We start from the raw sequence: 10,257 nt of genomic DNA on the forward strand, positions 1-10,257 counted from the left end.
GCGACTTCACCAAGGACGGAGGCCCGGTCGTAGCGATCTACGACGCCTCGGTGAACTACCAGGCGGCCGGCGTCCCGCTGGTCGTGCTGGCGGGCTCCCGCAGCGAGGAGAACCGCACCTTGCGCAGGTCCACGCCGTCGACCAGAACACGCCCCGAGGTCGGGTCCATGAGGCGGGTGAGCAGCTTGGCGAAGGTCGTCTTGCCCGAACCGGTCTCGCCGACGACCGCGACCCGGGTCCTCGGCGCGATGTCCACCGAGACCTCGTGCAGGACGGGCGGCCCGTCCGGGTAGGCGAAGCCCACGTCCTGGAACGAGACCGTGATGGAGCCGCGCGGCAGGCTCACCCCGCGCACCGGGTCGGCCACGTCCGCCGGCGTGTCCAGCACGCCGAGCACCCGCCGCCACCCGGCCACGGCGTTCTGGGCGTCGTTGAGCACCTCGGTCGCGGTCTGCAGGGGGCTGATGAACAGCGTGATGAGGAACAGGAACGCGACCAGGCGCCCGGCGGAGATCGTGCCGCCGATGCCGAGCTCGACCCCCAGCAGCACCACCCCGGCGACCGCCACCGCCCCCACCAGCTCGGTGATCGGGAAGGTGAACGCGACGATCTTCTGGGCGCGGGTCTGCGCGTTGCGCTGGGCGTCGACGGCCTCGTCGATGCGCCGCGCGGTGCGCTCCTCCGAGCCGTACGCGCGGATCACCGCGCTGCCGACCACGGACTCGCTGACCGCGGCCAGCATGTCGCCGGTGCGCTCGCGCACGTGGGTGTAGGCACGGGCCACCCAGCGCTGGAACCTCGGCAGCACGATGACCAGCGGCAGGAAGCAGCCCCACACGACCAGCGCGAGCTGCCAGGAGTAGATCGCCATCAGCACGCTCGCGATGAGTAGCTGACCCATCGAGATGATGACCATCAGGCCACCCCACTGCATGAACGTGCTGATCTGGTCCACGTCGCTGGTGACCCGGGAGACCAGCGCGCCGCGCCGCTCGGTGTTCTGCGTGAGCACCGACAAGTCGTGGACGTGCCGGAATCCCTTGCCGCGCAGGGAGGCGAGCCCCGACTCGGTGGAGCGGTAGAGACGGACGTTCATGAGGTAGCCGCACAGCGCGGTCAGCGTCACCGCGACGGCGCACAGGATGACGGCGTCCCTGATGAACGCGACATCCGGCGTCGCATCCTTCAGCCCACGGTCGATGACCTGCTGAACAGCGATGGGGACGATCACCTTGCCGAGCGTCGCGAGCACCGCCAGCACCAGCGTCACCGGGAGGCCGACGCGGAACTCCGGCGACAGCGCGAGGCCACGCCGCAACGTCCCGAGAGCCGAGCGCCCCTCCACGCTCAGCGACGTCGTCATGGCACGTTCTTCGACCCGCGACGTCATGCCACGATCCCCTCGTCGGCGTCGAGCGCCGCGCGCTCGGATTCGGCACGTTCGTAGGCGGTGACGAGGTTGCGGTAGCCCTCGCACCGGGCGAGCAGCACGTCGTGCGGGCCCCGGTCGGCGACCCGGCCGTGCTCGAGGTAGACGACCTCGTCCGCCAGCGCGATCGTCGCCATCCGGTAGGCGACGACGATCACCGTGGAGTCCGGCGAGCCCTCCCGCAGGCCGGAAAGGATCCGGCTCTCCACCTGCGCGTCCACGCTGGAGGTGGCGTCGTCCAGGATGAGCAGGCGAGGGGTCCTGACCAGCGCCCTGGCCAGCGCCAGCCGCTGCCGCTGCCCGCCCGACAGCGTCGCGCCGCGCTCGCCGACCCGCGTGTCCAGGTTGTTCGGCAGGGCGCTCACGAACCCCTCCGCCTGGGCGAGGCGCAACGCCGCCCAGATCCTCTCGTCCGGTACGGGCTCACCTCCGCCGGTCCCGAGGGTCAGGTTGCCGCGCACGGTGTCGTCGAACAGGAAGGTCTGCTGCGGGACCAGGGAGGCGGCCGTGCTCACCTCGCCCTTCGCGACCTCGCGCAGGTCGACGCCGTCGAGGAGCACCTGGCCCCGGTCGGGGTCGATCAGGCGGACGAGGAGCTGGGTCAGCGTGGACTTGCCCGAGCCGGTGGGGCCGACGATCGCGACGGTGCGGCCGGGCCTGACCTGGAAGTCGACCCCGGACAGCACGGGCGCGTCCGCCGAGTAGCCGTAGGCGAGGCCGCGCACCTCCAGCCGGGCGGGGCCGCCCGCGTCCAGGCGGGCCGGGCCGTACTCCATCGAGCCGGACGCGTTCAGCACGTCCTGCACCCGCGTCCAGCCGACGACGCTGCGCGGCATCTCGGCGAGCACCCAGCCGAGCGCGCGTATCGGGAACGCCAGCAGCGTGAACAGGTAGGACACCTGGATCAGGTCGCCCGGCGAGACGTCCCCCGCGGCGAGCCGGATGGAGCCGAACAGCAGCACCGCGAGCACCCCCAGCGTCGGGAGCGCCTCCAGCAACGGGTCGAACAGGCCGCGGATGCGGCCCACGGCGATGTTGGCGTCGCGGAGCTCGTCCGCCTTGGCCTGGAAGCGGACGGCCTCGGCGTCCTCCCTGCCGAGGGTCTTGACGACCAGCGCCCCGTCGAAGCTCTCGTGCGCGATCTCGCTGACCTCGGCGCGGAGCTGCTGCGCGCGCATGGCGAGGGGGGACAGCCGGCGCTGGTAGACGAGGTTCAGCACCGCGATGGCCGGAAATATCAGGAAACCGACGAGGGCGAGCATCGGGTCCACGAGCACGATCGCGACGGCGGCGGTGACCAGCATCACCACCACGCCGACGGCCATCGGGAGCGGGGCGAGCGGAGCCCAGGCCGCCTCGGCGTCGGAGCTGGCGTTCGACAGCAGCTGACCGGTCGGGTGGCGGTGGTGCCAGGCGAGGGGCAGCCGCAGGTACTGCCGGGTGACCTCGCGGCGCGACCGGGCCTGCATGCGGTACTGCATGATGCCCGCGAGCACCCTGCGGCCGATCACGCCCGCCGCCTTGAGCACCGCGACGCCGACGATCAGCAGGACCGCGGTCACGAGCGTTCCGGTGGTCGCGCGCCCGTCGCGGAAGGCGGGCAGGACGGCGTTCTCGGTGGCCCAGCCCAGCGCCCACGAGGAGCCGACGGTCATGATCCCGTAGACCGAACTCGCCAGGACCGCGCCGGTGAAGATCCGGGGCTCGGTACGGATGGCGTGCCCGACGACACGCAGTCCCTGACGCATGACGGTGGGACCGTGCTGGCTCTCGCTCGGCACGCGGGGGATCCTCTCGACGGGGGCCATGCCTGGTGAGGGCCGGTCTGTTCTGCTGGACGGGGGAACGTCTGCCTCAATCCCTATCATCCGGCGCAAGCCGTTTATTCCCACCCCTATGGCGGACGATCGGCCCCAGGGCCCCCCTTGTAAGGTGATCAGGGTGACGCACGCACGCGCCGAGCGCGAAGCACTGAGTGACCTTCTCGACCGTCTGGGCCCCGACGCCCCGACGCTGTGCGAGGGGTGGACGACCGCCGACCTCGCCGCCCACCTCGTCCTCCGCGAGCGCCGGCCGGACGCCGTCGGCGGCATCGCCATCAAGCATCTGGCGGGCTACACCGCGTCCGTGCAGAACAAGGTCAAGACCGGCAAGCCCTACCGCGAACTGGTCGACGACGTGCGCCAGGGCCCGCCGCGGTGGTCGCCGTACGGCCTGGTGCCCGGCCTCGACGCGGTGGTCAACACGCTGGAGTTCCTCGTCCACCACGAGGACGTCCGGCGGGCCCAGCCCGGCTGGGAACCGCGCGAGCTGCCCGCCGACCTGGTGGAGGCCATCTGGAAGAGGGTGGCGGGAGGCGCGCGGCTGATGCTCCGCCGGTCGCCGGTCGGCGTGGTGCTGCGCGGTGCCGACGGGCGGAAGGCCGGGGGCAAGAAGGCCGAGCCGCACGTGATCGTGACCGGCGAGCCGGCCGAGCTCCTGCTGTTCTGCTTCGGCCGCCAGGACCACGCCCGGGTGACCTACGAGGGCGACGAGGTCTCGATCGAGCGGCTGCGCGGCGCCAAGCTGGGCCTCTGATCCCGGCGGCGTGCCCGCGCGCCGTTCTCAGTGGGACGGGCGCGTCCGAGTGACGGGCGCGCCGCTTGGTCATCGCCACGCCGTTGCCCGCGGGGACGGCGTCCAGGCCCCGCGCGGAGGGACACGCGTCCGCGCGGCGTGGAACCCCCTCGGTCCCGTGTCCGTTGTGGCGCGTGTGACGGGTATTACGGACATCCGTTGCATAGCGGATGGGACATCCATGCCCTGACCATGATCGGCACGGGGGCACCACGTGACCGATTCCGGAGATCGGCCACTCCGCGCTTCGGGTAGGACCACGTCACTGGAACCACGGGAGAGGCCATCCGATGAAGACCAAGAAGGTACTGCTGTACCTCGTCATCGCCTTCACGGTCTTCTACATGTACTCACGGCCGGCCGAGGCGGCGACCGCGGTCAAGGGCATGTTCACCGGGATCAGCTCGGGCGCGGGGCAACTCGCCATGTTCTTCTCCAAGCTGCTCCACTGACGACGCTGTCCCACTGACGACGCTGCCACTGACGGCGCTTCCTCACTGGTGGCGCTGGTCGGGGCGCGGTGGGTCACGTGCCGGCTGACGGCACCGCTGTCGCGGCGGCGGCCCCACCGCCGCGACCCCGGCGGCGCCTATCTGACGGGATGCCCGGCCCTGCGCAGCGTGTCCTTGACGTCGGAGATCTTGAGCTGGCCGAAGTGGAAGACGCTGGCGGCGAGCACCGCGTCGGCTCCCGCGTCCACGGCCGGAGGGAAGTCGTCGAGCGCGCCCGCCCCTCCGCTCGCGATGACCGGCACGGTCACGGCCTCGCGCACGGCCCGGATCATCGCGAGGTCGTACCCGCCCTTCGTGCCGTCGCCGTCCATCGAGTTCAGCAGGATCTCGCCCACGCCCAGCTCCTGACCCCGGCGCGCCCACTCGACGGCGTCGATGCCCGTGCCCCTGCGCCCTCCGTGCGTCGTCACCTCGAAGCCCGAGGGGGTCGGCGGGCCGTCCACGACGCGCCGCGCGTCGACCGACAGCACCACGCACTGCGCCCCGAACCGGCGGGACGCCTCGGTCAGCAGCTCCGGGCGCGTGATGGCGGCGGTGTTCAGCGACACCTTGTCCGCGCCCGCGCGGAGCAGGCGGTTGACGTCGTCGGCCGACCGCACTCCCCCGCCGACGGTCAGCGGGATGAACACCTGCTCGGCCGTGCGGCGGACCACGTCGAACATCGTCTCGCGGTCACCGGAGGACGCGGTGATGTCGAGGAACGTCAGCTCGTCGGCGCCCTCGGCGTCGTAGCGCCGGGCCAGCTCGACGGGGTCGCCGGCGTCCCTCAGGTTCTCGAAGTTGACGCCCTTGACCACCCGCCCGGCGTCGACGTCCAGGCAGGGGATCACGCGTACCGCGACGGTCATGCCCTCACCGCCGCGAGAGCCTCCTCCAGCGTGAACGCCTGCGCGTACAGGGCCTTGCCGACGATGGCGCCCTCGACCCCGTGCGGGACCAGCGTGGACAGCGCGCGCAGGTCGTCGAGAGAGGAGACGCCCCCGCTGGCGATCACGGGCTTGTCGGTACGGGAGCACACCTGGCGGAGCAGGTCGAGGTTCGGCCCGCGCAGCGTGCCGTCCTTGGTGACGTCGGTGAGGACGTACCGGGGGCAGCCGTCGGACTCCAGCCGGTCGAGCACCTCCCACAGGTCGCCGCCCTCCTTGGTCCAGCCACGGGCGGCGAGCGTGGTGCCCCGCACGTCGAGGCCGACCGCGATGCGGTCGCCGTGCTCGGCGATGATCTTCGAGCACCAGGCGGGGTCCTCAAGGGCGGCGGTGCCGATGTTGACCCGCCTGCACCCCGTGGCCAGGGCCGCCGCAAGGGACGCGTCGTCACGGATGCCGCCCGACAGCTCGACGTGGACGTCCAGCGCGCCCACCACCGAGTCCAGCAGCTCACGGTTGGAGCCCCTGCCGAAGGCGGCGTCCAGGTCGACCAGATGGACCCACTCGGCACCCGCCTGCTGCCACGCGAGAGCCGCGGCGAGCGGGTCGCCGTACGAGGTCTCCGTACCCGCCTCACCCTGGACGAGGCGCACGGCCTGGCCATCGGCGACGTCCACTGCGGGCAACAGAACCAGCGACATTGTTACGACCTCCGGTCGAATATGACGGTGACGAGCACCGGAAAGAGCAGAAGGGACAACACAAGGACGCCCACCCGGGCGGCCCACCCGCTCAGCAGCAGCCAGGAGGCCGCCTGCACGAGCACGAACAGGACGGCGACGACGGAGTTCTGCGCCCGCCGTCGCCTGGCGATCAGGCCGCCCGGGCGCGCGACCCGGATCGGCTTCGGCACCACCGAGGCCAGCCTGCCGCGCAGCCTTCGCCACCTGGCCCTGCGCTCCTCGCGCCTGGCGCGCGTGGCGGCCTGACGCGCCTGCTCGGCCTCACGCTCGGCGCGCCGGCGCGCGCGCTCCTTGCTCACGCGGACCCCTAGCCGGCAAGACGGGTAACGGCGTGCCGGGCCGGGGCGTGCCGGACCCGCCCGGATAAGACCACGGCGCGGCGGGCCGTCCTGCGGGGGCTCACAGCGTGCCCAGCCAGTTCGTCAGCAGCGCCGCGCCCGCGTCGCCGGACTTCTCGGGGTGGAACTGGGTCGCCATGAGCGGGCCGTTCTCCACCGCCGCGACGAACGGAACGCCGTGCTCGGCCCAGGTGACCAGCGGCTGGGCGAAGCCGGGGCCGGCCTCAAGCTCGAACTTGCGCACGCCGAACGAGTGGACGAAGTAGAACCGCGTGGCGTCGTCGAGCCCGGCGAACAGCACCGACCCCTCGGGCGCCTGGACGGTGTTCCACCCCATGTGCGGAAGGATCGGCGCGTCGAGCCGCTCGACGACGCCGGGCCACTCGCCGCAGCCCTCGTCGCGCTCATGGCCCTCCTCGGTGTACTCGGCCCCCTCGGCGAACAGGATCTGCATGCCGACGCAGATGCCGAGCACGGGACGCCCGCCGGCGAGGCGGCGGCCGATGACCTGCTCACCGCGCACGGCCTTCAGCCCGGTCATGCAGGACTTGAAGGCTCCGACCCCGGGGACGACGAGCCCGTCGGCCGAAAGCGCCGCGTCGAAGTCGGCGGTCACCGTGACGTCGGCGCCGACGCGGGCGAGCGCCCGTTCGGCCGACCGCAGGTTGCCGGAGCCGTAGTCGAGGACGACGACCTTGGTCATGACCTCACCCCCAGGGTGCGCGTTTCAAAGCCGGAGAAGGCGGCGCTCACCACCAGAGCACCCCCGCGGTGATCGCGAGCACGGCGCCGACTCCGAGGACGACGGCGCCGATCTTCAGCCCCTGCTTGAGGAACGAGTAGATGCCGCCGAGCATGAAGAGCCCGATGAAGACCATGGCGACCGCGGTCCAGTTCGAGCTCATAGGACGCCCTTGGTGCTGGGCACGCCCGTGGCGCGCGGGTCGCGCTCGGTGGCCTCGCGCAGCGCGCGGGCGAGGGCCTTGAACTGCGCCTCGACGATGTGGTGGGCGTTGCGCCCGTACGGCACGCGCACGTGCAGGCAGATCGCGGCCTGCGCGACGAAGGACTCCAGGATGTGCCGGGTGAGGGTGGTGTCGTACTCGGGGCCGATCATCGGGGCCATGCCCTCGGGCTCGGAGTGCACCAGGTAGGGGCGCCCGGACAGGTCGACCGTCACCTCGGCCAGCGACTCGTCCAGCGGGCAGGACGCGTTCCCGAACCTACGGATGCCCGACTTGTCGCCCAGGGCCTCGCGGAAGGCGGCCCCCAGCGCGAGGGCGGTGTCCTCGATCGTGTGGTGGGAGTCGATGTGCAGGTCGCCGTTCGTCTTCACGGTGAGGTCGAACAGGCCGTGCTTGCCGAGCTGGGCCAGCATGTGGTCGAAGAACCCGACCCCGGTGGACACCTCGACCCTGCCGGTGCCGTCCAGGTCGACCTCCACCAGCACCGAGGTCTCCTTGGTCGTACGCTCGACGCGGCCGGTCCTCGGCCTCGGCTCGCCCACGGCGGGACTGGTCACAGGATTTCCTCCAGGTCGTCGCGCGCGGGCCTTCCGGGCGCGGGGATCACTCGGGACTCGGCCAGGACACCGGTCATGGCCTCGCGGAAGGCGGCCATCTCGCCGGCCGTGCCGACGGAGACGCGCAGCCACTCGGGCGGGCCGACCTCGCGGATCAGCACTCCGCGCTCCAGCAGCGCCTCCCAGACCGCGTGGCGGTCGGCGAACCGGCCGAACAGCACGAAGTTGGCGTCGGAGTCGGCCACGGACAGGCCCCGCTCCCGCAGCCACCCCACGCAGGCGTCGCGCTCGGCGCGCAGCCGGTCGACGGTGCCGAGCAGCTCGTCGCGGTGCGCGACCGCCACCCGGGCCGCGGCCTGGGTCAGCGTCGACAGATGATACGGCAGGCGCACCAGAAGCAGTGCCTCGATCACGGCGGGGTCGGCCGCCAGGTAGCCGAGGCGCGTGCCGGCCATGGCGAACGCCTTGGACATGGTGCGGGTGACGATCAGCCGGGGGTTGCCGGGAAGCAGGCTCAGCGCGCTCGGCGTGCCGGTGCGGGCGAACTCGAAGTAGGCCTCGTCGACCACGACCATGCCCGGCGCCGCCTCGACCACCCGCTCGATGACCGGAAGCGGCAGGGCCGTACCCGTGGGGTTGTTGGGGCTGGTCAGGAACACGATGTCGGGGCGGTGCTCCTCGATCGCGGCCACGGCCTTACCCGGGTCGACGCCGAAGTCGTCCTCACGGGAGCCGGCGATCCACCGCGTGGAGACGCCGGTCGTGATGATCGGATGCATGGAGTACGACGGCTCAAAGCCCAGCGCCGACCTCCCGTGGCCCCCGAACGCCTGGAGGATCTGCTGGAGCACCTCGTTGGAGCCGTTGGCGGCCCACACCTGGCCGGCCGTGAGCCCGTGGCCGAGGTAGGCCGCCAGGTCCTCGCGCAGGGCCACGGCGTCCCTGTCGGGATAGCGGTTCAGCTCCGAGGCGTCACGCCGCACGGCCTCGGCCAGGTCGGCGACCAGGCCGGGAGAGGGCGGGTAGGGGTTCTCGTTGGTGTTCAGCCGGACCGGCACGTCGATCTGGGGCGCCCCGTACGGCGACCGCCCGCGCAGGTCGTCGCGGATCGGCAGGTCGTCGAGGCTCACGGCCCCTCGCGGGCTCACGGACGTCACCGGGACCCCCCGCCGAACCTCGCGCGGACGGCGGCGCCGTGCGCGGGCAGGTCCTCGGCCTCCGACAGCGCGTAGACGTGCGGCGCGGCCTCCTCAAGGGCCTCACGGGTGTAGTCGACCACGTGAACGCCCCGCAGGAATGTCTGCACGGAAAGGCCCGAGGAATGGCAGGCGCAGCCGCCCGTCGGCAGCACGTGGTTGGAGCCGGCGAGGTAGTCGCCGAGGGACACCGGGGCGTACGGGCCGATGAAGACCGCGCCGGCGTTGCGGACCCGGGCGGCGACCTCGTGGGGGTCGGCCGTCTGGATCTCCAGGTGCTCGGCCGCGTAGGCGTCGACGACCCGGAGCCCGTCGTCGAGGCTGGACACCAGCACGATGCCCGACTGGGGCCCGGCCAGCGCCTCGGCGATGCGCCCCGCGTGCCGCGTGGCGGCGACCTGCCCGGGAAGCTCCTTCTCGACCGCCTCCGCGAGCTTCTCGCTGGTGGTGACCAGCACGGCGGCGGCGATCACGTCGTGCTCGGCCTGGCTGATCAGGTCGGCGGCGACGTGGGCGGGATCGGCGGTGTCGTCGGCGAGGACGGCGATCTCGGTCGGGCCCGCCTCGGAGTCGATGCCGATGCGCCCCTTGAGCAGGCGCTTGGCTGCGGCGACCCAGATGTTGCCGGGGCCGGTGACCATGCGGACCGGGGCGCACTCCTCGGTGCCGTAGGCGAACATCGCCACGGCCTGGGCGCCGCCGACGGCGTACACCTCCTCGACGCCGAGCAGCGCGCACGCCGCGAGGATGGTCGGGTGGGGCAGCCCGCCGAAGTCGGCCTGCGGCGGTGAGGTGACCGCCAGGGACGCCACCCCCGCCTCCTGGGCGGGCACGACGTTCATCACGACGCTCGACGGATAGACCGCGCGCCCTCCGGGGACGTAGAGGCCGACCCGGTCGACCGGCACCCACCGCTCGGTGACAGTGCCGCCGGGGACGACCTTCGTGGTGGTGTCGGTCCTTGAGGAGCTGCGCGTGGCTCTCGTCGATCACCGTGAGGGCCTCCTCGATCGCGTCCTGGTTCACGGCCCGCAT

The 10,257-nt window shown here is 72.2% G+C and carries 10 protein-coding genes and 2 pseudogenes; 2 read left to right on the plus strand and 10 right to left on the minus strand.

What is annotated here, in order from left to right; genetic code table 11:
- Positions 1-97 precede the first annotated feature (97 nt).
- Positions 98-1,390 (minus strand): annotated as a pseudogene (locus AB0B89_RS31530) (ABC transporter ATP-binding protein); the annotation flags it as partial.
- Entirely contained in the window at positions 1,387-3,177 is a 1,791-nt protein-coding gene (locus AB0B89_RS31535) for an ABC transporter ATP-binding protein (RefSeq protein ID WP_358560094.1), read from the minus strand. The gene AB0B89_RS31535 and the pseudogene AB0B89_RS31530, both read right to left, overlap by 4 nt.
- Before the next feature lie 193 nt (positions 3,178-3,370).
- Here AB0B89_RS31535 and AB0B89_RS31540 point away from each other — a divergent pair, with 193 nt between their 5' ends.
- Together AB0B89_RS31540 and AB0B89_RS31545 are read left to right on the plus strand one after the other, a co-directional pair.
- A complete protein-coding gene (locus tag AB0B89_RS31540) occupies positions 3,371-4,006 on the plus strand; it encodes a TIGR03085 family metal-binding protein (RefSeq protein ID WP_358560076.1) in 636 nt (211 codons plus the stop codon).
- Between the two features lie 329 nt (positions 4,007-4,335).
- Positions 4,336-4,497, plus strand: a complete 162-nt coding sequence (locus tag AB0B89_RS31545) for a hypothetical protein (RefSeq protein WP_358560078.1) — start codon at positions 4,336-4,338, stop codon at positions 4,495-4,497.
- Between the two features lie 137 nt (positions 4,498-4,634).
- On the opposite strand, the gene hisF is transcribed toward AB0B89_RS31545, so the two are convergent.
- From hisF to hisD, 8 genes and pseudogenes are all read right to left on the minus strand, one after another.
- Positions 4,635-5,405 (minus strand): imidazole glycerol phosphate synthase subunit HisF, encoded by a 771-nt coding sequence (hisF, locus tag AB0B89_RS31550; protein ID WP_358560080.1) that lies wholly within the window; start codon positions 5,403-5,405, stop codon positions 4,635-4,637.
- A complete protein-coding gene (priA, locus tag AB0B89_RS31555; protein WP_358560082.1) occupies positions 5,402-6,124 on the minus strand; it encodes a bifunctional 1-(5-phosphoribosyl)-5-((5-phosphoribosylamino)methylideneamino)imidazole-4-carboxamide isomerase/phosphoribosylanthranilate isomerase PriA in 723 nt (240 codons plus the stop codon). Before priA ends, hisF begins: the two co-directional genes overlap by 4 nt.
- 2 nt (positions 6,125-6,126) lie before the next feature.
- Complete coding sequence (locus AB0B89_RS31560) at positions 6,127-6,465, minus strand: hypothetical protein (protein WP_358560084.1); 339 nt, start codon at positions 6,463-6,465, stop codon at positions 6,127-6,129.
- Between the two features lie 100 nt (positions 6,466-6,565).
- The gene (gene hisH / locus AB0B89_RS31565; protein WP_358560086.1) at positions 6,566-7,207 is read right to left on the minus strand and encodes an imidazole glycerol phosphate synthase subunit HisH; all 642 of its coding nucleotides are present in this window, start codon (positions 7,205-7,207) and stop codon (positions 6,566-6,568) included.
- Positions 7,208-7,253: 46 nt separating this feature from the next.
- Entirely contained in the window at positions 7,254-7,409 is a 156-nt protein-coding gene (locus AB0B89_RS31570; RefSeq protein ID WP_358560088.1) for a hypothetical protein, read from the minus strand.
- The gene (hisB, locus tag AB0B89_RS31575; protein ID WP_358560090.1) at positions 7,406-8,026 is read right to left on the minus strand and encodes an imidazoleglycerol-phosphate dehydratase HisB; all 621 of its coding nucleotides are present in this window, start codon (positions 8,024-8,026) and stop codon (positions 7,406-7,408) included. The genes AB0B89_RS31570 and hisB overlap by 4 nt, the downstream gene beginning before the upstream one ends.
- Positions 8,023-9,174 (minus strand): histidinol-phosphate transaminase, encoded by a 1,152-nt coding sequence (locus AB0B89_RS31580; RefSeq protein ID WP_358560092.1) that lies wholly within the window; start codon positions 9,172-9,174, stop codon positions 8,023-8,025. The genes hisB and AB0B89_RS31580 overlap by 4 nt, the downstream gene beginning before the upstream one ends.
- A 5-nt stretch (positions 9,175-9,179) precedes the next feature.
- Positions 9,180-10,184, minus strand: a pseudogene (gene hisD, locus AB0B89_RS31585) (histidinol dehydrogenase); the annotation flags it as partial.
- Between the last annotated feature and the right edge of the window lie 73 nt (positions 10,185-10,257).

Origin of the sequence: Sphaerisporangium sp. NPDC049002, from assembly GCF_040649355.1 — a bacterium.
Classification (GTDB): Bacteria; Actinomycetota; Actinomycetes; order Streptosporangiales; family Streptosporangiaceae; genus Sphaerisporangium.